17 protein-coding genes, 4 tRNA genes, 6 rRNA genes and 1 other RNA gene are annotated in these 26602 nt (G+C 38.8%); 20 read left to right on the top strand and 8 right to left on the bottom strand.

Features of this window, described 5'->3' with window-relative positions; all coding sequences use genetic code 11:
- Positions 1 to 27: 27 nt before the first annotated feature.
- Both KI430_RS14730 and KI430_RS14735 read right to left on the bottom strand, forming a co-directional pair.
- Entirely contained in the window at positions 28 to 654 is a 627-nt protein-coding gene (locus KI430_RS14730) for a hypothetical protein (protein ID WP_248875701.1), read from the bottom strand.
- 4 nt (positions 655 to 658) lie between these two features.
- Positions 659 to 1411 (bottom strand): hypothetical protein, encoded by a 753-nt coding sequence (locus tag KI430_RS14735; protein WP_248875702.1) that lies wholly within the window; start codon positions 1409 to 1411, stop codon positions 659 to 661.
- A gap of 261 nt (positions 1412 to 1672) precedes the next feature.
- Between KI430_RS14735 and KI430_RS14740 the strand changes: the two genes are divergently transcribed.
- From KI430_RS14740 to rrf (KI430_RS14810), 15 genes are all read left to right on the top strand, one after another.
- On the top strand, positions 1673 to 1924 hold the full coding sequence (locus KI430_RS14740) for a type B 50S ribosomal protein L31 (RefSeq protein WP_116037167.1): 252 nt from the start codon (positions 1673 to 1675) through the stop codon (positions 1922 to 1924).
- 139 nt (positions 1925 to 2063) lie between these two features.
- The gene (locus tag KI430_RS14745; RefSeq protein ID WP_248875703.1) at positions 2064 to 3224 is read left to right on the top strand and encodes a GlmU family protein; all 1161 of its coding nucleotides are present in this window, start codon (positions 2064 to 2066) and stop codon (positions 3222 to 3224) included.
- A 139-nt stretch (positions 3225 to 3363) separates the two neighbouring features.
- Positions 3364 to 5016: an Ig-like domain-containing protein gene (locus tag KI430_RS14750; protein ID WP_248875704.1), complete on the top strand. Its 1653-nt coding sequence runs from the start codon at positions 3364 to 3366 to the stop codon at positions 5014 to 5016.
- Positions 5013 to 5453, top strand: coding sequence for a heme-binding domain-containing protein (locus tag KI430_RS14755; RefSeq protein WP_248875705.1), 441 nt, complete (start codon positions 5013 to 5015; stop codon positions 5451 to 5453). The genes KI430_RS14750 and KI430_RS14755 overlap by 4 nt, the downstream gene beginning before the upstream one ends.
- A 61-nt stretch (positions 5454 to 5514) precedes the next feature.
- Positions 5515 to 6261: a DUF3575 domain-containing protein gene (locus tag KI430_RS14760; protein WP_248875706.1), complete on the top strand. Its 747-nt coding sequence runs from the start codon at positions 5515 to 5517 to the stop codon at positions 6259 to 6261.
- Positions 6262 to 6984: 723 nt separating this feature from the next.
- A 16S ribosomal RNA gene (locus KI430_RS14765) occupies positions 6985 to 8501 on the top strand.
- Between the two features lie 152 nt (positions 8502 to 8653).
- Positions 8654 to 8727, top strand: a tRNA-Ile gene (locus KI430_RS14770).
- Positions 8728 to 8807: 80 nt separating this feature from the next.
- Positions 8808 to 8881: transfer RNA gene (locus KI430_RS14775), tRNA-Ala, on the top strand.
- 157 nt (positions 8882 to 9038) lie between these two features.
- Positions 9039 to 11797 (top strand): 23S ribosomal RNA (locus tag KI430_RS14780).
- Between the two features lie 159 nt (positions 11798 to 11956).
- Positions 11957 to 12064 (top strand): 5S ribosomal RNA (gene rrf, locus KI430_RS14785).
- Positions 12065 to 13196: 1132 nt separating this feature from the next.
- Positions 13197 to 14713 (top strand): 16S ribosomal RNA (locus KI430_RS14790).
- A 152-nt stretch (positions 14714 to 14865) separates the two neighbouring features.
- Positions 14866 to 14939: transfer RNA gene (locus tag KI430_RS14795), tRNA-Ile, on the top strand.
- Positions 14940 to 15019: 80 nt separating this feature from the next.
- A tRNA-Ala gene (locus KI430_RS14800) sits at positions 15020 to 15093 on the top strand.
- A 157-nt stretch (positions 15094 to 15250) separates the two neighbouring features.
- Positions 15251 to 18009, top strand: a 23S ribosomal RNA gene (locus KI430_RS14805).
- A gap of 159 nt (positions 18010 to 18168) precedes the next feature.
- Positions 18169 to 18276 (top strand): 5S ribosomal RNA (gene rrf / locus KI430_RS14810).
- Together the 16S, 23S and 5S rRNA genes with 4 tRNA genes alongside form the textbook arrangement of a ribosomal RNA operon.
- Before the next feature lie 445 nt (positions 18277 to 18721).
- Here the strand turns inward: rrf (KI430_RS14810) and rnpB are convergent.
- The 3 genes from rnpB to KI430_RS14825 form a co-directional block, all read right to left on the bottom strand.
- Positions 18722 to 19018, bottom strand: an RNA gene (rnpB, locus tag KI430_RS14815) — RNase P RNA component class A.
- A gap of 26 nt (positions 19019 to 19044) precedes the next feature.
- A complete protein-coding gene (locus KI430_RS14820; protein ID WP_248875707.1) occupies positions 19045 to 20406 on the bottom strand; it encodes a M64 family metallopeptidase in 1362 nt (453 codons plus the stop codon).
- A 2-nt stretch (positions 20407 to 20408) separates the two neighbouring features.
- Positions 20409 to 20849 (bottom strand): hypothetical protein, encoded by a 441-nt coding sequence (locus tag KI430_RS14825; protein ID WP_248875708.1) that lies wholly within the window; start codon positions 20847 to 20849, stop codon positions 20409 to 20411.
- Between the two features lie 164 nt (positions 20850 to 21013).
- On the opposite strand from KI430_RS14825, the gene KI430_RS14830 reads away from it, so the two are divergent.
- From KI430_RS14830 to yajC, 5 genes are all read left to right on the top strand, one after another.
- The gene (locus KI430_RS14830; protein WP_248875709.1) at positions 21014 to 21508 is read left to right on the top strand and encodes an RNA polymerase sigma factor; all 495 of its coding nucleotides are present in this window, start codon (positions 21014 to 21016) and stop codon (positions 21506 to 21508) included.
- The gene (locus tag KI430_RS14835; protein ID WP_248875710.1) at positions 21501 to 22187 is read left to right on the top strand and encodes a beta-carotene 15,15'-monooxygenase; all 687 of its coding nucleotides are present in this window, start codon (positions 21501 to 21503) and stop codon (positions 22185 to 22187) included. The genes KI430_RS14830 and KI430_RS14835 overlap by 8 nt, the downstream gene beginning before the upstream one ends.
- A gap of 184 nt (positions 22188 to 22371) precedes the next feature.
- Positions 22372 to 23277 carry a transcription antitermination protein NusB gene (locus tag KI430_RS14840; RefSeq protein WP_248875711.1) on the top strand — a complete coding sequence of 302 codons (906 nt, stop codon included), beginning with the start codon at positions 22372 to 22374 and terminating at the stop codon, positions 23275 to 23277.
- 21 nt (positions 23278 to 23298) lie between these two features.
- On the top strand, positions 23299 to 23805 hold the full coding sequence (locus KI430_RS14845) for a DUF1573 domain-containing protein (RefSeq protein WP_248875712.1): 507 nt from the start codon (positions 23299 to 23301) through the stop codon (positions 23803 to 23805).
- A gap of 4 nt (positions 23806 to 23809) precedes the next feature.
- Positions 23810 to 24139, top strand: a complete 330-nt coding sequence (gene yajC, locus KI430_RS14850) for a preprotein translocase subunit YajC (RefSeq protein ID WP_248875713.1) — start codon at positions 23810 to 23812, stop codon at positions 24137 to 24139.
- A 98-nt stretch (positions 24140 to 24237) separates the two neighbouring features.
- Here yajC and KI430_RS14855 read toward each other — a convergent pair whose 3' ends face one another.
- The 3 genes from KI430_RS14855 to aroC form a co-directional block, all read right to left on the bottom strand.
- A complete protein-coding gene (locus KI430_RS14855; protein WP_248875714.1) occupies positions 24238 to 24795 on the bottom strand; it encodes a TlpA family protein disulfide reductase in 558 nt (185 codons plus the stop codon).
- Positions 24796 to 24955: 160 nt separating this feature from the next.
- Positions 24956 to 25522 carry a thioredoxin family protein gene (locus KI430_RS14860; RefSeq protein WP_248875715.1) on the bottom strand — a complete coding sequence of 189 codons (567 nt, stop codon included), beginning with the start codon at positions 25520 to 25522 and terminating at the stop codon, positions 24956 to 24958.
- Positions 25522 to 26583, bottom strand: a complete 1062-nt coding sequence (gene aroC / locus KI430_RS14865) for a chorismate synthase (RefSeq protein WP_248875716.1) — start codon at positions 26581 to 26583, stop codon at positions 25522 to 25524. The genes KI430_RS14860 and aroC overlap by 1 nt, the downstream gene beginning before the upstream one ends.
- Between the last annotated feature and the right edge of the window lie 19 nt (positions 26584 to 26602).

The raw sequence follows: 26602 nt of genomic DNA on the forward strand, positions 1-26602 counted from the left end.
GTACAACAAGAAAAATGATATTGAGTTTTACTTCTTTAATTGTAAAAATGTTTTAATGAATAATGCGTATACAATACAAATCATTAAATTGTTAATAACCCATACAGTAGAAAAATATTCTAATGGTAACTCAACAAGCTGATGTTGCAACATAAAAATAAATATACTTACTATAAAATATAGAAAAAATACTTTATCTATAATTTGAAAAGAATTTTTGATTCTCACATTTTTAATATCCTGAATCAATGAGTATCCAATCAAACTTATAATAATAATATTTGATATTGCTTTAGAATAATCATTATTATATTGAAACGGGATCAAAATTTTGTCTCCAATTAAAAAAAATAAGCTTAATAATCCGGTTAAGATAAAAGCGTTTTTTTCCAAATTTAATTTTTTTATAAATATACCTGTGACTGTAAAAAATTCTCCAGCAATATAGATTGGATATAAGAATGAATTGGATTTAATTTTTAATAAAGGAAGAACTAAATATGATATGAACTCAATAAAAAAAATGAAAATGATATAATAGCTATACCATTTTTCATTTTGAGTTAGATTTTTATACTTAATTATCGCAATTATCAAGGCACTTGTTAATAAGATAACAGATACCATTCCTGAAATTAATGAGAATTGCTCCATTAGATTATGGGGTCAAGCAAACAGGTGGGCACGGCTTTGTCCAATCATAAGTATTAGATGGATCAGATTGTACTGCATATACAGCCCCAGGAGTACCAATTTTTGCTCCCAATTCATTGCTAACGAAAATTATTGTAGCCAATAATCTCTGATAAACTTCAGAATATTTAAAACCAAAAACACAAACAACATCGTGCATCTTTTCTTTATCGTGTAATAAGTCCGCTTTTGGGATATAGAAACTTTGGAAAATCCTTTGTCCTTTGAACTCCAGAGATTCTCTTTGCAAATAATCCATTGCATTTTCTTTCCAGGACTCTATTTCGTCTACGGCTTTGAGCTGTCCTGTTACAGGTTTGTCCATAATTGGAAAATCAATGTCAGAATCTTCTTTCCCTTTGCTCAAATCTTTTGTCAGGGTATAAGTACTGGTTACAGTATAAGTTTTGGTCTGTTTTAGGGTAAGATCGCTTTCAAGAAATTGTAGAGGCGCATATTCATAATTATCTAAAGTTTTCACATCACCAGCGCTTGTTCTTGGCGTTAAAATTAGAGCTAATTTGTTTTCCCAAACACCAATATCTGCACGAAAATAAGTTTCTTCTTCATTTTCCTTATCAAACCATTCGATTTGTTCACGGGTTAAGATAAAAACCTGTTCAGGTGATAGAACGTTTTGGATTTCAGAATAATTTGATTTTACTTCCGCCCAGCTTTTAATAGCAGTGGTATAATTCTCACGAGTTAAGATTGCCATAAGTTTTTATATAATTTTAGTTTGGGATAAAAGTATATAAAGAATTTTATAGATGCAATACAAATATTTGTTTATTGGTATAAAATTGATAAAAATTATAAAATAAGTTAATATCTTTTTAAGATGGTATTATTTTTTGATTTTCTGAATAAATATTTGCAGAATAAAAAATAATTCCTATTTTTGCATCCTCAAAACCAGAGTTGTCGGATCCATTAGTCCACTGCTCATATTATAACAAATTTTAAAACTTCTGAAACAATGAAACAAGGCATACACCCAGAAAATTATAGATTGGTAGTTTTCAAAGATATGAGCAACGACGAGATGTTCCTTTGCAAATCTACTGCTGATACAAAAGATACTATTGAGTTCGAAGGAACTGAATATCCATTAATCAAAATGGAAATTTCTTCTACTTCTCACCCTTTCTACACAGGTAAAACTAAATTAGTTGATACTGCTGGTAGAGTTGATAAGTTTATGAACAAATACAAAAAATTCGCTAAGTAATCTTAGTCAATTTGTACAAATATCAAAGCCTTTCGGATTTCCGAGAGGCTTTTTTTATTATTTTTGCCTTCAGATGCTGGAAGTTTGATGTCCTATGTCAGATGTCTCATCCAGCTTCCATTATCTAACATCCATATTTATGCAATTAGTATTTTCCGACGCACAATATTGGGAAGATTTTCTTCCACTCACTTTTACAAGACCAGTTGCAGAAATGCGAATGGGAATCCTGACTTTCTCCGAAAGATGGAAAAATTTGCTTGATATTGATGAGGTTTTCTACATTACAGAAAATTATCTTCAGGACAAATTCAAAAAGCCAGAACCAAAACAAAGTTTGTTTATTGTTCCGAATTTCTTCCCGTCTGATGAGGTTTTGAAACAAATCAAGGAATTGCAGCCTGGCGAAGCTCTGGTTTATGAAAACGAAGTTTTGGTTGCCAACATCAATATGGAGAATTTCTCATTGAATCAAATCAATAAAATGACAGATATTCACGAGAAATTGTTTTTCATCGAGAAACCAACCGACATCTTTTCTTATAATGATAAAGCCATCGATTATGATTTCAAATTATTGACGGAAGGTAGAGCTTCTCAGGAATTGTCTTCAACTAATGGTTTTATAGGCGACAGCGAAAATCTATTCATAGAAGAAGGTGCTGTAATAGAATTCTCAACACTCAATTGCAAAACCGGAAAAATCTACATCGGAAAAAATGCCGAGATTATGGAAGGTTCTAATATCCGTGGTTCACTAGCACTTTGCGAAGATTCTAAAATTAATCTGGGAACCAAACTTTATGGCGGAACCACGATTGGTCCACATTCAAAAGTTGGTGGAGAAGTTAATAATATTGTGATTTTCGGATATACAAACAAAGGCCACGATGGTTTTGTTGGTAATTCTGTGATTGGAGAATGGTGTAATCTGGGTGCGGATACCAATTCGTCAAACCTAAAAAATAATTACGCTTCGGTAAAACTTTGGAATTACAAAAAGAAAAGATTCCTCGATACAGGTTTGCAATTTTGCGGATTGATAATGGGCGACCATTCCAAAACAGCTATCAATACACAGCTGAATACAGGAACGGTTGTTGGTGTTGCAGCTAATATTTTCAAGTCTGGTTTTCCGCCAAACTTGGTTGATAGTTTTTCTTGGGGCGGAATGAAAGGCGATGAGAAATTCAAGCTGGAAAAATCTTATGAGGTTGCAGAAAAAGCAATGGAACGTAGAAAAATCGCAATAACCGAAACGGATAAAGATATTCTGAAGTACATCTATAATGAGTTTTAATTTTAAAACTCATTTTTTATTTCCAATTTAACTTACTTTCCAATTCACGAAAGCATTTTGTCTCAAAGTTTGCTTATTTTTGCGCTTAAGTAAAATTGATTTTAGTACAATTTCTAAAATCTAACATCATAATTTAATAATGAAGCAGTTTCTTCTTTGGCTTTTTGCATCGTTGGTTTTGGTAAGTTGTGCCAGGGTGGGTTCGCCGGTTGGTGGCAACAAAGATTCTATTCCACCAAAGATGATAGGATCAAATATCGATACGACAAGAATCAACGTTTCAAGAAATCTCAAAAAACTGAGAATTGATTTTAATGAGTATATTATGTTGAAGGACGTAAGTAAAAACCTCATTATTTCGCCTCCAATTCAGTATACCAAGATTATTCCTTCTTCTATGGGAAACAAATATCTGGAGATAGAATGGAAAGATACTTTGCAGGCCAATACGACTTATAATTTCAATTTTGGAAATTCGGTAGTTGATCTTAACGAGAGTAATCCTTTGCCTTATTTCAATTTTGCCTTTTCTACAGGAGAAAAACTGGATGATACTTACATCAGCGGAACCATTTCTGATGCTTTGGGTAATGAAAAAAACTCAGAAGGAAAAGATCGAAATCTCGTGATTGGACTTTATCAGTTGAAAGACACGATGAATTACCGTCAGAAACCTTACTATATAACGAAAGCGGATCCGGATGGTTATTTTGAGCTGAATTATCTTACACCAGGCAAATATAGAATTATTGGTTTTGATGATGAAAATAATAATTCCATTTACGATTTAGGAAAGGAAAGTATTGCTTTTCAAAAACAGGAAATTAATCTTGAGTCGAGTATTTCCGGAATGAAGCTTAGGATTTTTCCATCCAAGAAAGCAATCAGATATAAAGAAATGACGGCTTCCGTTGGTGGTATTGTTATGGCTTTCGAAGGTAATCCTGAAAAAGTAATTGTAAAAAGAGTTGGCGAAAAACCTGCGGATTATAAAGTCACACATAAACTAAGGTCGGATTCTGTAAGGATTTGGTTTGATGCTGCGAAAGAAAACATCGGAGCTACAGTCAGTGAGAATCTCAAATTTTCTTATGATACAAATTCCAAACAAGACACTGTTTCCGTTTTTTATAAAAAACCTGCGAAGGATGAAATGACAATTGCCAATCCGTTCTCTAATAAATTGGCGCCGGAAACGGACTTTAGATTTTCATCCAATTATATTATTAATAGAATCCAGCCGGAAAACTGGAAACTGGAGTCGGATAGTATTGCTCAGGACTTCACAGCAAGTATTTCAGAATTAGACTCAACGCAAGTGATTGTAAAATCTAATTTCATCATAGGAAAAAAATATCAATTAACGGTTCCTAAAAATACAGTGGTTTCGTACTTCAATCGTTCCAGTGAAAGTGTTCGTTTTGATTTTGAGGTGGCAAAACCTGAAGAATTCGGAAGTTTTACGGCTCGTATTATCAATTTACCGAATCAGAAATTTTGGATTCAACTTTTGGATGATAAAAACGAAGTGGTTTACCAAAGATATACAGATCAGTCGGAAGTTAAATTTGTCAATCTAAAACCAGCTTCTTATAAACTGAGGATTTTAGTTGATAATAATGGAAACGGAACTTGGGATAATTCCAATTTTGCCGATGAGACTTTGGCAGAAGATGCTTATCTGTTCAAAAAATCAGGAAGCAAAGATGCTATGACTAAGATTAATATCCGTCCGATGTGGGAAATCAATGAAAATTGGGATGTAACTTTAGATGAACAACCGACGAATTGAAAAAGATAATTTTTTGGATAGCTGTTGTTTTTGTAGCAATACAATTGATTCCTGTTGATAGAGAAAACAAAGCTGTTGATAAACGCGATAATTTTGTTGATATTTATAAAACGCCGGAGAATATCAAATCGATTTTGAAAAATGCCTGCTACGATTGTCATTCCAATGAAGTCAAATATCCTAATTATGCTTATGTTGCTCCAATCTCGTGGACAATAAAAGATCACATCAATGAAGGTCGTGAGCGTCTCAACTTTTCTGAGTGGGGAACTTACAATAAAGATCTTAAGCAAAGTGCCATCGAGAAGACCATAAGTTCGGTTCATAACCTTCAAATGCCACTCCCTTCTTATATTGGCTATCATCCCAATGCTAATTTGACAACAAAACAAAGACGTGAACTCGAAAATTATTTTTCAAATTTAGAGTCAAAATAGTTTAAATATAATTTTTATTCATAATTCAATTATTTTATATATTTGGTAAAAACTAAAGGTTATGAATAAGATATTATTTGCACTGGTATTCATTTGTTCATTTGTTGCAAAATCTCAAGAAGTAGATGCTGATAATCAAGATAAAAAAAGAAATCTAATAAAAGTCAACCTGACTTCTATTGCATTTAGGAATTATCAATTCGCTTACGAGAGAACGATTACAAAACGAATGGGAGTTCAGGTTTCCTATGGATTCATTCCTACAGGTCAGGTTCCTTTGGTTGATGAGTATATCAAAGACGAGGATATCAATAATATAAAAATGGGTGGAAGCAATTTTACTTTAGAACCTAGAATTTATTTAGGTCGTGGTTACGGTCACGGTTTTTATATTGCTCCCTATTATAGATATTCTCATTTTAACATAGATAATCTAACCTATAACTATAGATCGGAAGATCCGGCGGTTTCAGGAGAAAAAATTCCAATTGCATTCACTGGAAAGACAAATTCCAATAATGTGGGTTTAATGATTGGTGCACAATGGCTGTTAGGTAGAAAAGACAATTGGGTTTTGGATGTTTGGTTTATCGGAGGTCACTACGGCGGTGCAACGGGAACGATTACTGGTAAATCTGCAAGGCCGCTCACCTCTTATGAACAAAACCAGTTAAAACAAGATATTGAGGATTTAGATATCAGTTTATTTGATTATAAGGTAATGACGAATGCCAATGGAGCGGTGATTGATTTAGATTCTAAGTGGTTGGGCGTAAGATCGGGTATCTCGTTTGGCTACAGGTTTTAAAATTTATTTAATATTATGTAAGAATGTAATCTGAAAGGGTTGCATTTTTTATTTTTAAATATTTAAGGACTAATAATTTTAACGGGTTATAAAAATTCCTTTTTTCAAGGTATATTTTGTTATATATTGAATAATATTGATTCATTCCAAGTCCGGATAAATATTCCAGAGAATATTTTATTTATGTCGAGTATGCTTTCAATAATAATAATCGAGTATATTTTCCAAATTAAACTTCCTACAAGTCAGCGTTATAAGAAAAACTCACCTAAATAAGTTTGCTAATATTTGCGAGGTGAGCTAAGAAAGTCTATTTTTGCCACCGCTTTGAGAGATAAGCAGCGCAGGAGTTACAGGTTAATAGATATTGAGTATTTAATGAGAATAAAATTATTGAATATAAAATAATAAAAAGCTTGTAGGAATAAAAAGATTACTTATCTTTGCAATCCGAAATCGAGAGATCTAGGGGCGCAGGAGAGGGGTTAAGAACATACTAAAATAATTTTCGAGGTTACGAAAAAAAAACTTCAAAAAAGTTTTGGTAGTTTGGGAAAAACTTTTTACTTTTGCACTCGCAAATCAGGGACAAGATGACAGATTAAGAATCCTGAGGAAGCGAAAAGAACAAAGTTCATTGACATAACATATAACAACCAAGTAAGGAAAAAAAACCAAAGCGTCAATTTAAAATTGAGTTTGAGTATAAGGACAAACAAACATACAATGGAGAGTTTGATCCTGGCTCAGGATGAACGCTAGCGGGAGGCCTAACACATGCAAGCCGAGCGGTATTGTTTCTTCGGAAATGAGAGAGCGGCGCACGGGTGCGGAACACGTGTGCAACCTGCCTTTATCTGGGGGATAGCCTTTCGAAAGGAAGATTAATACCCCATAATATAATTGATGGCATCATTGATTATTGAAAACTCCGGTGGATAGAGATGGGCACGCGCAAGATTAGATAGTTGGTAGGGTAACGGCCTACCAAGTCAGTGATCTTTAGGGGGCCTGAGAGGGTGATCCCCCACACTGGTACTGAGACACGGACCAGACTCCTACGGGAGGCAGCAGTGAGGAATATTGGACAATGGGTGAGAGCCTGATCCAGCCATCCCGCGTGAAGGACGACGGCCCTATGGGTTGTAAACTTCTTTTGTATAGGGATAAACCTTTCCACGTGTGGAAAGCTGAAGGTACTATACGAATAAGCACCGGCTAACTCCGTGCCAGCAGCCGCGGTAATACGGAGGGTGCAAGCGTTATCCGGATTTATTGGGTTTAAAGGGTCCGTAGGCGGATCTGTAAGTCAGTGGTGAAATCTCATAGCTTAACTATGAAACTGCCATTGATACTGCAGGTCTTGAGTGAGGTAGAAGTAGCTGGAATAAGTAGTGTAGCGGTGAAATGCATAGATATTACTTAGAACACCAATTGCGAAGGCAGGTTACTATGTCTTAACTGACGCTGATGGACGAAAGCGTGGGGAGCGAACAGGATTAGATACCCTGGTAGTCCACGCCGTAAACGATGCTAACTCGTTTTTGGGTTTTCGGATTCAGAGACTAAGCGAAAGTGATAAGTTAGCCACCTGGGGAGTACGTTCGCAAGAATGAAACTCAAAGGAATTGACGGGGGCCCGCACAAGCGGTGGATTATGTGGTTTAATTCGATGATACGCGAGGAACCTTACCAAGACTTAAATGGGAAATGACAGATTTAGAAATAGATCCTTCTTCGGACATTTTTCAAGGTGCTGCATGGTTGTCGTCAGCTCGTGCCGTGAGGTGTTAGGTTAAGTCCTGCAACGAGCGCAACCCCTGTCACTAGTTGCTACCATTCAGTTGAGGACTCTAGTGAGACTGCCTACGCAAGTAGAGAGGAAGGTGGGGATGACGTCAAATCATCACGGCCCTTACGTCTTGGGCCACACACGTAATACAATGGCCGGTACAGAGGGCAGCTACCAGGTGACTGGATGCAAATCTCGAAAGCCGGTCTCAGTTCGGATTGGAGTCTGCAACTCGACTCTATGAAGCTGGAATCGCTAGTAATCGCGCATCAGCCATGGCGCGGTGAATACGTTCCCGGGCCTTGTACACACCGCCCGTCAAGCCATGGAAGTCTGGGGTACCTGAAGTCGGTGACCGTAACAGGAGCTGCCTAGGGTAAAACAGGTAACTAGGGCTAAGTCGTAACAAGGTAGCCGTACCGGAAGGTGCGGCTGGAACATCTCATTTTAGAGACTATACGTCAAAAAATATTAAAGTGCTTTATACAAAAGCTTTGGTTTTTTTACTCGGTTGATTATATAAAAAATAAACCCACTAGAAATTAGTAAAGGGAATGAGATAATTATTAATTAATAATTGTTAATTATTAATTATTTAATAGTCTCGTAGCTCAGCTGGTTAGAGCGCTACACTGATAATGTAGAGGTCGGCAGTTCGAGCCTGCCCGAGACTACTAATTAAAGTTTAAGGTTTAGAGTTTAAAGTTGAGGGTTTTAACCCGAAACAAAAAACCTAAAACCCGAAGCACCTAGCGGGGAATTAGCTCAGCTGGCTAGAGCGCCTGCCTTGCACGCAGGAGGTCAAGGGTTCGACTCCCTTATTCTCCACAGTTTTAGGAGTTTGATTTAAAAGTTACGATTGGAGCCAACAACAACAATTGTTCATCAGACGAATAGAAAGCAAAAAGATCATTGACATTAACGGTAAAGACATCACAAAGAGAAAACCGAGCGCAAACAAGCGCTTGAGTAACCTAAAAATAGGAAAGAAATCGTTAAGGGCGTATGGCGGATGCCTAGGCTTTCAGAGGCGAAGAAGGACGTGGTAAGCTGCGAAAAGCTGCGGGGATCGGCACACACGAATTGATCCGCAGATGTCCGAATGGGGCAACCCAATACATTGAAGATGTATTACCCGCCGTAAGGCGAGGAGCAAACCCGGAGAACTGAAACATCTAAGTACCCGGAGGAAAAGAAATCGAAGAGATTCCGTAAGTAGTGGCGAGCGAAAGCGGATTAGCCCAAAAGTTTTTATATGTTTAAAAGAATGTTCTGGAAAGAACAGCCATAGAGGGTGATAGCCCCGTATTTGAAAGGCATATTTGGATGATAAATGAGTAGGGCGGGACACGTGAAATCCTGTCTGAATATGGGGGGACCATCCTCCAAGGCTAAATACTCCTGAAAGACCGATAGTGAACAAGTACTGTGAAGGAAAGGTGAAAAGCACTTCGAATAGAAGGGTGAAATAGAACCTGAAACCGTACGCCTACAAGCGGTCGGAGCACCTATATGGTGTGACGGCGTGCCTTTTGCATAATGAGCCTACGAGTTAATTTTACTAGCGAGGTTAAGGACTTCAGGTCCGGAGCCGGAGCGAAAGCGAGTCTGAATAGGGCGCATAGTTAGTAGGATTAGACGCGAAACCTTGTGATCTACCCATGGGCAGGTTGAAGCTTTGGTAACACAAAGTGGAGGACCGAACCGGTTGACGTTGAAAAGTCTTCGGATGACTTGTGGGTAGGGGTGAAAGGCCAATCAAACTGGGAGATAGCTCGTACTCCCCGAAATGCATTTAGGTGCAGCGTTGAGACAAGTTTATTAGAGGTAGAGCTACTGATTGGATGCGGGGGAGTCAAATCCTACCAATTCCTGACAAACTCCGAATGCTAATAAATGTTTCTCAGCAGTGAGGGCGCGGGTGCTAAGGTCCGTGTCCGAGAGGGAAAGAACCCAGACCAACAGCTAAGGTCCCTAAATATATGCTAAGTTGAAACAACGCGGTTGGACTGCATTGACAGCTAGGATGTTGGCTTGGAAGCAGCCATTCATTTAAAGAGTGCGTAACAGCTCACTAGTCGAGCGGTCCGGCATGGATAATAATCGGGCATAAGCATATTACCGAAGCTATGGATTTATAATTAATTATATCTGGTAGGGGAGCATTCTATTTGCGCCGAAGCAGTATCGTGAGGTATTGTGGAGCGGATAGAAAAGAAAATGTAGGCATAAGTAACGATAAAGGGGGCGAGAAACCCCCTCACCGAAAGACTAAGGTTTCCTCAGCCATGCTAATCAGCTGAGGGTTAGTCGGGACCTAACGCGAACCCGAAAGGGGTAGTGGATGGACAATGGGTTAATATTCCCATACTTGCTCACACTAAAAAGGGGACGGAGTGACGTAGCTACTGGAGACTGACGGAATAGTCAAGGCCTAGCCTTCGGGCGAAGCTGCTGTAGTGAACTCGCTTCCAAGAAAAGCCGAAGTGAAGCAACCCGTACCAAAACCGACACAGGTAGTCGAGGAGAGAATCCTAAGGTGCTCGAGTGAGTCGTGGCTAAGGAACTAGGCAAAATAGTCTCGTAACTTCGGAAGAAGAGACGCCATCAGCAATGGTGGCCGCAGTGAAGAGGCCCAGGCGACTGTTTATCAAAAACACAGGACTCTGCTAAATCGAAAGATGCTGTATAGGGTCTGACACCTGCCCGGTGCTGGAAGGTTAAGGAAGGGCGTTAGCGTAAGCGAAGCGTTTGACTGAAGCCCCAGTAAACGGCGGCCGTAACTATAACGGTCCTAAGGTAGCGAAATTCCTTGTCGGGTAAGTTCCGACCTGCACGAATGGTGTAACGATCTGGGCACTGTCTCAGCCACGAGCTCGGTGAAATTGTAGTATCGGTGAAGATGCCGATTACCCGCAATGGGACGAAAAGACCCTGTGAACCTTTACTATAACTTCGTATTGACTTTGAGTAAGTAATGTGTAGGATAGGTGGGAGACTATGAAGCGGGCACGCTAGTGTTCGTGGAGTCAACGTTGAAATACCACCCTTTACTTACTTGGAGCCTAACTTCTTTCAGAAGGACATTGCGTGGTGGGTAGTTTGACTGGGGTGGTCGCCTCCAAAAGAGTAACGGAGGCTTTCAAAGGTACCCTCAGCACGCTTGGTAACCGTGCGTAGAGTGTAATGGCATAAGGGTGCTTGACTGTGAGACCTACAAGTCGATCAGGTGCGAAAGCAGGACATAGTGATCCGGTGGTTCCGTATGGAAGGGCCATCGCTCATAGGATAAAAGGTACTCCGGGGATAACAGGCTAGTCTCCCCCAAGAGCTCATATCGACGGGGAGGTTCGGCACCTCGATGTCGGCTCGTCACATCCTGGGGCTGGAGAAGGTCCCAAGGGTTGGGCTGTTCGCCCATTAAAGTGGCACGCGAGCTGGGTTCAGAACGTCGTGAGACAGTTCGGTCTCTATCTATTGCGGGCGTTAGATGTTTGAGAGGGCTTGATTCTAGTACGAGAGGACCGAATTGAACAAACCTCTGGTGTATCAGTTGTACCGCCAGGTGCACCGCTGAGTAGCTACGTTTGGAAGAGATAAGCACTGAAAGCATATAAGTGCGAAACTCGCCTCAAGATGAGACATCTTTTAAGGGTCGTTGGAGATGACGACGTTGATAGGCTACAGGTGTAAAGACAGTAATGTCATAGCCGAGTAGTACTAATTACCCGTAGATTTATAGCCTATTGGTTACACTAACCCAGGCGTTTGTTGCGCAACAAAGGTTCTCTCTTTGTGAAAGTTTTTATCGATAAATATAATTTAACAATATAATAATTTAACGATGTATCAATTTAATTGTTACACTGTTACATAAGATAAATTGTTACATTAAACCATATTTAGGGTGGTTTTAGCAGAGGGGCTCACCTGTTCCCATTCCGAACACAGAAGTTAAGCCCTCTAGCGCCGATGGTACTGCGAAAGCGGGAGAGTAGGTCGCCGCCAGTTTTTTTTAAAAGCTCATCAATTTATTTTGATGAGCTTTTTTTATGACCATACCTCAAAGAAGAATCGATGCAAGGATACCTCTAATTATATATTGAAATCATTTTCAATACTAAAAACTAGACTGTATGTATTTTAATGAGATTTTTTCGTTTTGAAGTTTCAATCTATAGCATACTAAAGTAATGCAAATTAGTACTTATTAGTCACTGTCTTTACTGAAACCAAAAACTCTTGTTTTTTTCCTTTGTTAATAAAAATACCTACAACATATAAATTAATCTTTGTATTATGTAATAAATATCGTTTATGACTCTACTTCCTCAAGAACAAGAAATCAATCAATTATTCATTCAATCCTAATCAGAATCAATGTTATTTAAAATGATAACTAAGAATTATCGGAATGTATTAGAAAAATAATATTATGTAAGAATGTAATCTGAAAGGGTTGCATTTTTTATTTTTAAATATTTAAGGACTAATAATTTTAACGGGTTATAAAAATTCCTTTTTTCAAGGTATATTTTGTTATATATTGAATAATATTGATTCATTCCAAGTCCGGATAAATATTCCAGAGAATATTTTATTTATGTCGAGTATGCTTTCAATAATAATAATCGAGTATATTTTCCAAATTAAACTTCCTACAAGTCAGCGTTATAAGAAAAACTCACCTAAATAAGTTTGCTAATATTTGCGAGGTGAGCTAAGAAAGTCTATTTTTGCCACCGCTTTGAGAGATAAGCAGCGCAGGAGTTACAGGTTAATAGATATTGAGTATTTAATGAGAATAAAATTATTGAATATAAAATAATAAAAAGCTTGTAGGAATAAAAAGATTACTTATCTTTGCAATCCGAAATCGAGAGATCTAGGGGCGCAGGAGAGGGGTTAAGAACATACTAAAATAATTTTCGAGGTTACGAAAAAAAAACTTCAAAAAAGTTTTGGTAGTTTGGGAAAAACTTTTTACTTTTGCACTCGCAAATCAGGGACAAGATGACAGATTAAGAATCCTGAGGAAGCGAAAAGAACAAAGTTCATTGACATAACATATAACAACCAAGTAAGGAAAAAAAACCAAAGCGTCAATTTAAAATTGAGTTTGAGTATAAGGACAAACAAACATACAATGGAGAGTTTGATCCTGGCTCAGGATGAACGCTAGCGGGAGGCCTAACACATGCAAGCCGAGCGGTATTGTTTCTTCGGAAATGAGAGAGCGGCGCACGGGTGCGGAACACGTGTGCAACCTGCCTTTATCTGGGGGATAGCCTTTCGAAAGGAAGATTAATACCCCATAATATAATTGATGGCATCATTGATTATTGAAAACTCCGGTGGATAGAGATGGGCACGCGCAAGATTAGATAGTTGGTAGGGTAACGGCCTACCAAGTCAGTGATCTTTAGGGGGCCTGAGAGGGTGATCCCCCACACTGGTACTGAGACACGGACCAGACTCCTACGGGAGGCAGCAGTGAGGAATATTGGACAATGGGTGAGAGCCTGATCCAGCCATCCCGCGTGAAGGACGACGGCCCTATGGGTTGTAAACTTCTTTTGTATAGGGATAAACCTTTCCACGTGTGGAAAGCTGAAGGTACTATACGAATAAGCACCGGCTAACTCCGTGCCAGCAGCCGCGGTAATACGGAGGGTGCAAGCGTTATCCGGATTTATTGGGTTTAAAGGGTCCGTAGGCGGATCTGTAAGTCAGTGGTGAAATCTCATAGCTTAACTATGAAACTGCCATTGATACTGCAGGTCTTGAGTGAGGTAGAAGTAGCTGGAATAAGTAGTGTAGCGGTGAAATGCATAGATATTACTTAGAACACCAATTGCGAAGGCAGGTTACTATGTCTTAACTGACGCTGATGGACGAAAGCGTGGGGAGCGAACAGGATTAGATACCCTGGTAGTCCACGCCGTAAACGATGCTAACTCGTTTTTGGGTTTTCGGATTCAGAGACTAAGCGAAAGTGATAAGTTAGCCACCTGGGGAGTACGTTCGCAAGAATGAAACTCAAAGGAATTGACGGGGGCCCGCACAAGCGGTGGATTATGTGGTTTAATTCGATGATACGCGAGGAACCTTACCAAGACTTAAATGGGAAATGACAGATTTAGAAATAGATCCTTCTTCGGACATTTTTCAAGGTGCTGCATGGTTGTCGTCAGCTCGTGCCGTGAGGTGTTAGGTTAAGTCCTGCAACGAGCGCAACCCCTGTCACTAGTTGCTACCATTCAGTTGAGGACTCTAGTGAGACTGCCTACGCAAGTAGAGAGGAAGGTGGGGATGACGTCAAATCATCACGGCCCTTACGTCTTGGGCCACACACGTAATACAATGGCCGGTACAGAGGGCAGCTACCAGGTGACTGGATGCAAATCTCGAAAGCCGGTCTCAGTTCGGATTGGAGTCTGCAACTCGACTCTATGAAGCTGGAATCGCTAGTAATCGCGCATCAGCCATGGCGCGGTGAATACGTTCCCGGGCCTTGTACACACCGCCCGTCAAGCCATGGAAGTCTGGGGTACCTGAAGTCGGTGACCGTAACAGGAGCTGCCTAGGGTAAAACAGGTAACTAGGGCTAAGTCGTAACAAGGTAGCCGTACCGGAAGGTGCGGCTGGAACATCTCATTTTAGAGACTATACGTCAAAAAATATTAAAGTGCTTTATACAAAAGCTTTGGTTTTTTTACTCGGTTGATTATATAAAAAATAAACCCACTAGAAATTAGTAAAGGGAATGAGATAATTATTAATTAATAATTGTTAATTATTAATTATTTAATAGTCTCGTAGCTCAGCTGGTTAGAGCGCTACACTGATAATGTAGAGGTCGGCAGTTCGAGCCTGCCCGAGACTACTAATTAAAGTTTAAGGTTTAGAGTTTAAAGTTGAGGGTTTTAACCCGAAACAAAAAACCTAAAACCCGAAGCACCTAGCGGGGAATTAGCTCAGCTGGCTAGAGCGCCTGCCTTGCACGCAGGAGGTCAAGGGTTCGACTCCCTTATTCTCCACAGTTTTAGGAGTTTGATTTAAAAGTTACGATTGGAGCCAACAACAACAATTGTTCATCAGACGAATAGAAAGCAAAAAGATCATTGACATTAACGGTAAAGACATCACAAAGAGAAAACCGAGCGCAAACAAGCGCTTGAGTAACCTAAAAATAGGAAAGAAATCGTTAAGGGCGTATGGCGGATGCCTAGGCTTTCAGAGGCGAAGAAGGACGTGGTAAGCTGCGAAAAGCTGCGGGGATCGGCACACACGAATTGATCCGCAGATGTCCGAATGGGGCAACCCAATACATTGAAGATGTATTACCCGCCGTAAGGCGAGGAGCAAACCCGGAGAACTGAAACATCTAAGTACCCGGAGGAAAAGAAATCGAAGAGATTCCGTAAGTAGTGGCGAGCGAAAGCGGATTAGCCCAAAAGTTTTTATATGTTTAAAAGAATGTTCTGGAAAGAACAGCCATAGAGGGTGATAGCCCCGTATTTGAAAGGCATATTTGGATGATAAATGAGTAGGGCGGGACACGTGAAATCCTGTCTGAATATGGGGGGACCATCCTCCAAGGCTAAATACTCCTGAAAGACCGATAGTGAACAAGTACTGTGAAGGAAAGGTGAAAAGCACTTCGAATAGAAGGGTGAAATAGAACCTGAAACCGTACGCCTACAAGCGGTCGGAGCACCTATATGGTGTGACGGCGTGCCTTTTGCATAATGAGCCTACGAGTTAATTTTACTAGCGAGGTTAAGGACTTCAGGTCCGGAGCCGGAGCGAAAGCGAGTCTGAATAGGGCGCATAGTTAGTAGGATTAGACGCGAAACCTTGTGATCTACCCATGGGCAGGTTGAAGCTTTGGTAACACAAAGTGGAGGACCGAACCGGTTGACGTTGAAAAGTCTTCGGATGACTTGTGGGTAGGGGTGAAAGGCCAATCAAACTGGGAGATAGCTCGTACTCCCCGAAATGCATTTAGGTGCAGCGTTGAGACAAGTTTATTAGAGGTAGAGCTACTGATTGGATGCGGGGGAGTCAAATCCTACCAATTCCTGACAAACTCCGAATGCTAATAAATGTTTCTCAGCAGTGAGGGCGCGGGTGCTAAGGTCCGTGTCCGAGAGGGAAAGAACCCAGACCAACAGCTAAGGTCCCTAAATATATGCTAAGTTGAAACAACGCGGTTGGACTGCATTGACAGCTAGGATGTTGGCTTGGAAGCAGCCATTCATTTAAAGAGTGCGTAACAGCTCACTAGTCGAGCGGTCCGGCATGGATAATAATCGGGCATAAGCATATTACCGAAGCTATGGATTTATAATTAATTATATCTGGTAGGGGAGCATTCTATTTGCGCCGAAGCAGTATCGTGAGGTATTGTGGAGCGGATAGAAAAGAAAATGTAGGCATAAGTAACGATAAAGGGGGCGAGAAACCCCCTCACCGAAAGACTAAGGTTTCCTCAGCCATGCTAATCAGCTGAGGGTTAGTCGGGACCTAACGCGAACCCGAAAGGGGTAGTGGATGGACAATGGGTTAATATTCCCATACTTGCTCACACTAAAAAGGGGACGGAGTGACGTAGCTACTGGAGACTGACGGAATAGTCAAGGCCTAGCCTTCGGGCGAAGCTGCTGTAGTGAACTCGCTTCCAAGAAAAGCCGAAGTGAAGCAACCCGTACCAAAACCGACACAGGTAGTCGAGGAGAGAATCCTAAGGTGCTCGAGTGAGTCGTGGCTAAGGAACTAGGCAAAATAGTCTCGTAACTTCGGAAGAAGAGACGCCATCAGCAATGGTGGCCGCAGTGAAGAGGCCCAGGCGACTGTTTATCAAAAACACAGGACTCTGCTAAATCGAAAGATGCTGTATAGGGTCTGACACCTGCCCGGTGCTGGAAGGTTAAGGAAGGGCGTTAGCGTAAGCGAAGCGTTTGACTGAAGCCCCAGTAAACGGCGGCCGTAACTATAACGGTCCTAAGGTAGCGAAATTCCTTGTCGGGTAAGTTCCGACCTGCACGAATGGTGTAACGATCTGGGCACTGTCTCAGCCACGAGCTCGGTGAAATTGTAGTATCGGTGAAGATGCCGATTACCCGCAATGGGACGAAAAGACCCTGTGAACCTTTACTATAACTTCGTATTGACTTTGAGTAAGTAATGTGTAGGATAGGTGGGAGACTATGAAGCGGGCACGCTAGTGTTCGTGGAGTCAACGTTGAAATACCACCCTTTACTTACTTGGAGCCTAACTTCTTTCAGAAGGACATTGCGTGGTGGGTAGTTTGACTGGGGTGGTCGCCTCCAAAAGAGTAACGGAGGCTTTCAAAGGTACCCTCAGCACGCTTGGTAACCGTGCGTAGAGTGTAATGGCATAAGGGTGCTTGACTGTGAGACCTACAAGTCGATCAGGTGCGAAAGCAGGACATAGTGATCCGGTGGTTCCGTATGGAAGGGCCATCGCTCATAGGATAAAAGGTACTCCGGGGATAACAGGCTAGTCTCCCCCAAGAGCTCATATCGACGGGGAGGTTCGGCACCTCGATGTCGGCTCGTCACATCCTGGGGCTGGAGAAGGTCCCAAGGGTTGGGCTGTTCGCCCATTAAAGTGGCACGCGAGCTGGGTTCAGAACGTCGTGAGACAGTTCGGTCTCTATCTATTGCGGGCGTTAGATGTTTGAGAGGGCTTGATTCTAGTACGAGAGGACCGAATTGAACAAACCTCTGGTGTATCAGTTGTACCGCCAGGTGCACCGCTGAGTAGCTACGTTTGGAAGAGATAAGCACTGAAAGCATATAAGTGCGAAACTCGCCTCAAGATGAGACATCTTTTAAGGGTCGTTGGAGATGACGACGTTGATAGGCTACAGGTGTAAAGACAGTAATGTCATAGCCGAGTAGTACTAATTACCCGTAGATTTATAGCCTATTGGTTACACTAACCCAGGCGTTTGTTGCGCAACAAAGGTTCTCTCTTTGTGAAAGTTTTTATCGATAAATATAATTTAACAATATAATAATTTAACGATGTATCAATTTAATTGTTACACTGTTACATAAGATAAATTGTTACATTAAACCATATTTAGGGTGGTTTTAGCAGAGGGGCTCACCTGTTCCCATTCCGAACACAGAAGTTAAGCCCTCTAGCGCCGATGGTACTGCGAAAGCGGGAGAGTAGGTCGCCGCCAGTTTTTTTTAAAAGCTCATCAATTTATTTTGATGAGCTTTTTTTATGACCATACCTCAAAGAAGAATCGATGCAAGGATACCTCTAATTATATATTGAAATCATTTTCAATACTAAAAACTAGACTGTATGTATTTTAATGAGATTTTTTCGTTTTGAAGTTTCAATCTATAGCATACTAAAGTAATGCAAATTAGTACTTATTAGTCACTGTCTTTACTGAAACCAAAAACTCTTGTTTTTTTCCTTTGTTAATAAAAATACCTACAACATATAAATTAATCTTTGTATTATGTAATAAATATCGTTTATGACTCTACTTCCTCAAGAACAAGAAATCAATCAATTATTCATTCAATCCTAATCAGAATCAATGTTATTTAAAATGATAACTAAGAATTATCGGAATGTATTAGAAAAATAAGTTGATAGAAATACAGTAAATCAAAGAAAAGAGAAGCGCTGTAAGCCGGATTCTGTTGAAGCTTGTTATTTATCTGCGTGATACATTGCTGCATCACTTTTGCTGCCTACCCCTCATCAATGGCCGGGCTAACCTTAAATGATGATATACTTGGCATTGCACCGCATAGAGTTTACCTGGTTTCACTACAGCCGAACTGTACATACTTTCTGTTGCACTTGTCCTATTTTCACAAATGACGGATGTTATCCGCTATGCCGCCCTATGGTGTCCGGACTTTCCTACCCAATTCGAAAATTGAATCAACAAGCCACGCTTCTCTGAACTGCAAAAGTAACCAATATCTTTCTATTTTTTAATCATTTTCTTAGATAATATCAGTTGTCCTTTTTGATAAACATTAATCCAATAATCCTGAGAAATCAATTTTGATATATCAATCTTCTCTTGTTTGCACAAATCTACATTTTGCTTTTTGATGAGCTTACCAGAGTTATCAATTATTCTAACTTCAACCTTTTCTGTAAAGCCAGATTTACTTTCCATAATCACAAAATCTTCTGCAGGATTTGGATAAAGTATAAAATCAAATTGTTTTGCTCTAATATCATTAATGCCCAATTGTGTCTTATTAATTGTCCAAGAAATAGTTGATAAATGGATTGTACTGTGGTTATCTGTTCTTACCATCGTAGTATTATCATAGACATTAAATAAAACAGTGTTGGTTCCGGTATTTAACTGTGAAGATTGAATTGTTATTTCACTTACGTCGTTTGCAATAGAATTGTTATTTAATTTCCATTCAGATTTTAATGTATTGGGAATTGGTAAAATTAAATTGACTTTTAAGTCTAAGTTTTGATTAGTTGTTATAGTTGCGGAATTGGAAGGAGTAAAACTATCAATCGGGTTTTTTGTCAAATGTATTTTCTCAACCAAAGCCTCTCTACAGACATTACAGAATTGACGATTCAGATATCGCATTTCACAATTTTGATGGGGACGATACCAAGCCGTATTTTCCGTGAATTGGTAAATTCCAATATTTCCTGTATTCAACCAGTTTTTCCAACGCACGGTTTCTGTATTCGAGGTTTTAGTTTTATTCGGGGACTCTCCTGAACCGGAAAACCAATATTCATCTGCCAGTTTACCAAAAGAATGTCCCAATTCGTGATATGCAACATCTGGAGCTTGATCGTTTCTCGATAAGAAGGCATAAGTTCCTCCACAACCTCCATACTCTGTATCATTTCCTAAAACCAAAGCAATATCAAATTCAGGGATATTGGCAGCTAGAGTTTGAGTCACTTTGTTTACACTTCCGTAGATGCAACGGTGCGTTCCAGAATTGTCATAAGAACTATTGAGATAATTATTAGGATTAGAAATCGGAATCACAGGTTCTGAAACATCGGAAGCCGTTCCGGGATGCTTAACTCCACTTTCTTGTGAAATAACCTTCAATGCATAAACATTGAAGTAGTTTTTATAATTAGAATAAGGCGCTTTGTTCATCAAATAATTTGAAACAAATGTCGCATCTGTTAGAAATGTAGATTGTTCACTTGCCGTATAACCATCCCCTAAAATAACAAGATTGATCCTTTTATCTTTTGCACCACTTTCTATTAATGGAACCAGATCAAATATTTGACCGAAAGATATAGTATAAAATAAAAGACATAATAAGTAGATGTGTTTCATAATTATAATTTTATAGTGAATATTAAGTTGGATTGATTATTCTCTGATTTGTGAATTTCTAATTTTGAGATATTACCGTTATCATTATATCGGTAGAAAAATTCTGCTTTATCCAGCTTTCCAATTTGCTTTTCCATAGATTCTTTTCCATAAGACTCAAAAACCGGAGAAAAAGGATTATCTATTATCGAGGTTTTGTAAACTTGATTATTTCTATCAAACAAAACCATCTTGTAAAAGGTGTTGGTAACGTCTTTCGCCGTTCCAAATTCTTCGTTCTTGAAAAAACCATCAGACACTTTTTTGTCTACCAGCTTTATGCTTTCTTTTCCATTATTTGTTTTCTCTCCTTCGAAAAAAAGATAAACAATTTTGGAAACTGGATTTTCATTAATGTTATCCTGATTAAAAGATGATTGTACAGACTGAGTGTTACAACTCAATATTAAAATGAGAATAAAACAAAAAAGGAACTTGGCAACTTTATTGATAATCATAAGGTAAATATAACCAATAATTTATATAGAAATTAACAGTATTTAACAAAATAAATTAAACCTTAGGAATTTGATAGAAAAACGATAAAATCCTTATCTTCGTTTCCGGAATGGAGAGTAAACAGAAAGAGTTTTCTAAATTGATAAAGAATAACCAAGGACTTATTATCAAAGTCTCACGTCTTTATACCCATTCTTTGGAGGATCAGGAAGATCTTTTTCAAGAGATTGTGTTACAACTTTGGAAATCTTACGACTCATTCCAAGGTAATTCCAAAATTTCTACATGGATGTATCGTGTTGCACTTAATACGGCTATCACATTATTCAGAAAAAAAACAAGACAGCCGCAGACAGACGAATTACAAGATTTTCACAGCAAGAATTTTCTAGAAGATTCTGATGAAAAACAGCAACAGATTTCCTTATTGTACAAGGTTATAAAAATGTTGCCCGATGTAGAAAGAGCTATTGTGATGATGTATCTGGATGATGAACCTTATAAAGAAATCGCAGAAACATTAGGAATTACAGAAGTAAATGCAAGAGTGAAAATGAACAGATTAAAGAAAACATTAAAAGAATTAATGATAAAGCATGCCTAACTCAGAAGACTTTGATATAGATTCTCTCAAAAAATCCTGGCAGGAACAGGTGATTTCTGATGGCTACAATCAGGATGAGATTGAGGTGATGCTCAATAAAAAATCCAGAAATTATGTAAAATACATTCTGTGGATTAGTGTGGCCGAATTTATCATTTTTGGGATAATCAATTTTATAGCATTATTTTCATCCAGTTTCCATACAGATTTTACCAGTATTTTGAACAAACTTCAGATTAAAAATCAAAGTGAAGTCGAGTTTTCTTTGGACAAAATTTATTATTGGATTAAGATTGCAAGCCTTGTAATTACGGGAGTCTTTGTCATCATTTTTTATAAAAACTATAAAAAGATAGATGTAGAAGCTAACTTGAAGAAATTTATCATTCACATTATTAATTTCAAAAAATCAGTCAATCTTTTTATCTTCAGTAATATCGTTTTGTTATTCCTTTTCATAGGAAGTTTCACGAGTTTTATCATCTTTACAATTAGACGACAGAATATTGAGATAGATAACCCTACGTTTTGGGGCTTGATTACAGGTGTTATTTTCAGTCTTTTAGTTTGCATCATCCTCATTTTGCTCTACTACAAAATCGCTTACGGGATCATCCTGAAAAGGCTTTCAAAGAACCTGAAACAACTGGAAAAGATAGATTCTGAGAAAGATAATTAATTATTATTTGGGCAGCTTTTTCCGCGCTCCGTTCCCGCTATTTTTGCCAAAGCTTTTCCCAAGCAAAAAATGAGCTCCACTCAGCTCGGGCTGCGTGTGATTCAACTTTATCAATTCAACCGATTAAGGATTATGCGGTTGGAACAATTTTCCTTATCTTTGCACCCACTAAAAGTTCTTTGAAATGCTGGGAAGAAGACAAATCCGCGAAAAAGTTGTAGAATCTTTGTATTCTTACTATCAAAACCCTATCAAGTTTGATGTTCTTGAGAAAAATATGTTCTCAGAAATCAACAAAATCTATCATCTCTACATTTACGAACTCAACTTTCTTGTTGGTCTCAAACGTTTGGCAGAAGACCAAATGGAAATCGGGAAAAACAAATTCCTGAAAACTAAGGAAGATGAAAATCCTAATCAAAAATTTACCAGAAACCAAATTCTTCTTCAAATTGAAGACAATGAAGAAAGAAGAAGTTTTTCTGAAAAGCACAAAGAATTGATCTGGGATCCGAATGATGAGATTTTGGTAAAAACATTCCAAAGAATCAAAGCCGGAAAACGTTATCAGGATTATATGCAGGACGAAGAAATTTCGTTTGAAGATGACCAAAAATTCATTGGTAAACTGTTCCTGCGATATATTGCGGAAAATACAGATTTACACGAGAGATTCGAGGAAAAAGAAATGTCTTGGGCAGATGATTTTCACATCGCCAACTCTATGATTCAGAAAACCATTGGTTTTATGAAGGAGTCAGAAGCTTCCCATACTTTAATCAAAATGCTAAAAGATGACGAAGACGAGGATTTTGCAAGAAAACTTCTAAGGTCATCTCTTAACAATTGGGAAGAGACAGAAAAGAAATTGGAATCCAAATTACTGAACTGGGATTTAGACAGAATTTCTTTGATTGACAGAATTATTTTGGTGGCTGCCATTACAGAATTGGATCGTTTCCCATTAACAGCATCAAGAATTATTATTAATGAATATATTGATGTTTCCAAAGTGTACGGAACAGAAAAATCCAATATCTTTATCAACGGAATTCTTGACAAATACACAAAAGATTTAAATCGAATTTAATCAAAATATATTTTTAGTATTATGAAATCTATCAAAATATTAGCAGTCGCTGCACTTTGCACACTTGCTTTTTCTTGTAACAAAAAAGAGGAAAACAAACTAGACCATACTCCTGGAGCTGATTCAACTCAAGCAAGTACAGTTGTTGAAGCAATGTCTCAGGAATCTGTTAACCCAGAGGATGCAGCATTGGTAAAAGAAGCACAAAGCAAACCATTGACAACTATTGCATTCAGCGAAACTGACCATAACTTTGGCGATATCAAAAAAGGCGAAAAAGTAGAGCACGTTTACGAAGTAACGAACACAGGAACTAATCCTTTGATTATCTCAAACGTTAAGCCTGGCTGTGGATGTACAGTTCCAGATTATACAAAAGAGCCAATCTTGCCAGGTAAAAAAGGTAAAATCACTTTACATTTTGATTCTACAAACTTCGACGGAGCAGTTAACAAAGTGGCTGATGTTTTTGTAAACGTAGAAAAAGCACCAGTAAGATTAACTTTCTCAGCAAACATTTTACCATAAGACTATGTTGACAGTATTTTTACAGGCAGCGCCGGCACAATCAATGACGCCAACGTTATTGATGATTGGATTGATGTTCGTTGGATTTTATTTTCTGATGATTCGTCCGCAAATGAAAAAACAAAAGCAGGAAAAAACGTTTCAGGAAGCTTTGAAACCAGGCGCAAAAGTGGTTACAACTTCTGGAATGCACGGAACAATCTTCTCTATTAATGAAGATGGCGTAGTTTTGGAAACGCTAAGCGGAAAATTAAAATTCGAAAAAGCGGCTATTTCAAGAGATTTCACCATCGCGAGATTCCCTGAAACTTTTGGAGTTGATAAAAAGAAATAGTATTAATTATTATTCTAAATATAAATCGCCCGAAATCGAAGATTTCGGGCGATTCTTTTACCATCAAATCGTCAATCAACTCATCGTCGAATCAACAATTATTTCGTCACATTGTCAATAAACTCCAAAACCGAATCCTTGCTCCAATCCATCGAGCTATCTTCTTTTTTCAGGATTCTGCCATCCTTTCCAATCAGATAAGTTGTAGGAAAAGCAACGGGCAAAACTTTCGGATCCAATGGGCTTTCTGCGATATAAACAGGAGCCGTATAATTATTTTCTTTCAAGAATTTTTTCACATCTTCCTCTTGGTCCTGCATCGCAATCAGTGCAAACTCCAGCTTATCTTTTTTCAATTGATAAAGCTTCTCAATCGTCGGCCATTCTGTTCTGCAAGGTGGACACCAGGTTCCCCAAAAATTTAGGAAAAGAACCTTTCCGCGCAGATTTTTCAGATTGGTGCTGCTTGTATTGATCCCTTTCAAATCGATGTTCAGAACGTCGTCGGAAAGTGTTGTCTCATCATTGATTTTTGCAACTGTCGGACTCATCGCAATCTGTTCCGATACAAAATCGCGAAGCGGTTTTATCAAAGCAAAAGCCGACAAAACAACAACCAGAATAATATAGATTATATTTTTTCTCAGAAAATTCATATCAAATAATTTAAAAATTGGGGCGTATCCCTCGCCAACGCTTATCATCCAGCCGCTCGGGTCGGGCTATCCACTACTATCTTTTGCTTGTCTTGCAAGACAAGCAAAAGGATATCCGTTACTATCCCTTACGCAGATTCGTCATCAATAGAAAAGAACATTACAATAATTCCAAAAGTTCCTCTATCGTATCAAAACCTCTGTTTTTAGCATAGTACGTTTGCAGTTCCACATAGAATTGGTCTTTCGTGAATTCTTCAGGATTTGCTTTATGTTTATTCAAAAGTTCAGTGCCGTGCTTTGGTCTCGGTCCCCAATGAGCAATCTCCTTAAATTCTTCATCCAGAAAAATAACAATCGGGATTGATTTTCCGCCATTAGTTAAATAGCTGTCAATCAAGCTTGGTTCTTGGTCACGATAAGTAATTCTAACTTCGAACTGTTCAAAAAATTTAACAACAACCGGAATTACCTGACTAGCGTCACCACACCAAGATTCAGAAATAATCAATATTTTCCCATTGAATTTCTTTTTCGCCAAAGTTTCAACTTGTTCAGAATTCGGGAGGTATTTCTCCGTCATTCTGTTCATTCTTTGGATTCCTAATCGGTAATATTCTGCGTAATCAGCTTCTTGAGTATCTTTCGGATTTCCTAATCTTTCTCCAGCATTACGAATATATTCTGTATAAGAAACAGCGTTGTCCCAATATTGTTTGATATCCATTATATTTTTCTGGTTTTATTAATTAAATACATATCTGCTAAAACAAAAGCGGCCAAACTTTCTACAATAGGCACAGCTCTTGGAACCACGCAAGGGTCGTGTCTACCTTTACCTTCAACAGTTACAGATTCGCCATCTTTATTGATGCTTTCCTGCGGACGAAGAATCGTTGCCACAGGTTTGAAAGCTGCTCGGAAATAGATATCCATTCCGTTGGAGATTCCACCTTGGATTCCGCCAGAAAGATTAGATTGTGTTGTTCCATCTTGATTGAAAAGGTCGTTGTGTTCCTTTCCTGTCATTTTTGCACCGCAGAAACCGCTTCCATATTCAAAACCTTTGCAGGCGTTGATATTTAGCATTGCTTTTCCTAATTCAGCGTGCAGTTTATTGAAAATCGGTTCACCCAATCCGGTTGGAACATTTTTTATGACACAAGTCACCGTTCCTCCAATCGTGTTACCTTCTTTCTTAATTTCTTTGATTCTTTCAATCATCTTTTCGGCAGTTTCCTCATCCGGACAACGTACGATATTGCTTTCGGTTTTAGAAAAGTCCAAAGCCTGATAAGGTTTCTCACAGAAGATTTCTCCTACCGAAGAAACGTAAGCATTGATTTCAATTTCCGGAAGAAGTTGTTTGGCCAGAGCACCGGCAACAACCCAATTCAGCGTTTCGCGGGCAGATGATTTTCCGCCGCCGCGATAATCTCGGATTCCATATTTTTGGTCGTAAGTATAATCGGCATGACTTGGACGATAAGCCTGTGCGATATGGTCGTAATCTTTGGAACGCTGGTTTTCATTTTCTACAATGAATCCAATTGGCGTCCCAGTTGTTTTTCCATCAAAAATTCCGGATAAAAATCGAACTTTATCGCCTTCTTTTCTTTGTGTAACAATAGCAGATTGTCCTGGTTTTCTACGGTCAAGTTCCTGTTGAACTTTCTCAATATCGATTTCAAGACCAGCGGGAAAATTAGTAATAATTCCACCATAAGCTTCTCCGTGACTTTCGCCAAAGGAAGAGAGCGTCAAAAAGTTTCCTAAAACATTAAACATATTACAAAATTAAGGATTT

Source organism: Epilithonimonas zeae, assembly GCF_023278365.1.
GTDB lineage: Bacteria > Bacteroidota > Bacteroidia > Flavobacteriales > Weeksellaceae > Epilithonimonas > Epilithonimonas zeae_A.

What these genes read in the sequence shown, in the direction of transcription:
- KI430_RS14730 (WP_248875701.1), bottom strand. Translation starts at nt 654, where the DNA reads ATGGAGCAATTCTCATTAATTTCAGGAATGGTATCTGTTATCTTATTA.
- KI430_RS14735 (WP_248875702.1), bottom strand. Translation starts at nt 1,411, where the DNA reads ATGGCAATCTTAACTCGTGAGAATTATACCACTGCTATTAAAAGCTGG.
- KI430_RS14740 (WP_116037167.1), top strand. Translation starts at nt 1,673, where the DNA reads ATGAAACAAGGCATACACCCAGAAAATTATAGATTGGTAGTTTTCAAA.
- KI430_RS14745 (WP_248875703.1), top strand. Translation starts at nt 2,064, where the DNA reads ATGCAATTAGTATTTTCCGACGCACAATATTGGGAAGATTTTCTTCCA.
- KI430_RS14750 (WP_248875704.1), top strand. Translation starts at nt 3,364, where the DNA reads ATGAAGCAGTTTCTTCTTTGGCTTTTTGCATCGTTGGTTTTGGTAAGT.
- KI430_RS14760 (WP_248875706.1), top strand. Translation starts at nt 5,515, where the DNA reads ATGAATAAGATATTATTTGCACTGGTATTCATTTGTTCATTTGTTGCA.
- KI430_RS14820 (WP_248875707.1), bottom strand. Translation starts at nt 20,406, where the DNA reads ATGAAACACATCTACTTATTATGTCTTTTATTTTATACTATATCTTTC.
- KI430_RS14830 (WP_248875709.1), top strand. Translation starts at nt 21,014, where the DNA reads ATGGAGAGTAAACAGAAAGAGTTTTCTAAATTGATAAAGAATAACCAA.
- KI430_RS14835 (WP_248875710.1), top strand. Translation starts at nt 21,501, where the DNA reads ATGCCTAACTCAGAAGACTTTGATATAGATTCTCTCAAAAAATCCTGG.
- KI430_RS14840 (WP_248875711.1), top strand. Translation starts at nt 22,372, where the DNA reads ATGCTGGGAAGAAGACAAATCCGCGAAAAAGTTGTAGAATCTTTGTAT.
- KI430_RS14845 (WP_248875712.1), top strand. Translation starts at nt 23,299, where the DNA reads ATGAAATCTATCAAAATATTAGCAGTCGCTGCACTTTGCACACTTGCT.
- yajC (WP_248875713.1), top strand. Translation starts at nt 23,810, where the DNA reads ATGTTGACAGTATTTTTACAGGCAGCGCCGGCACAATCAATGACGCCA.
- KI430_RS14855 (WP_248875714.1), bottom strand. Translation starts at nt 24,795, where the DNA reads ATGAATTTTCTGAGAAAAAATATAATCTATATTATTCTGGTTGTTGTT.
- KI430_RS14860 (WP_248875715.1), bottom strand. Translation starts at nt 25,522, where the DNA reads ATGGATATCAAACAATATTGGGACAACGCTGTTTCTTATACAGAATAT.
- aroC (WP_248875716.1), bottom strand. Translation starts at nt 26,583, where the DNA reads ATGTTTAATGTTTTAGGAAACTTTTTGACGCTCTCTTCCTTTGGCGAA.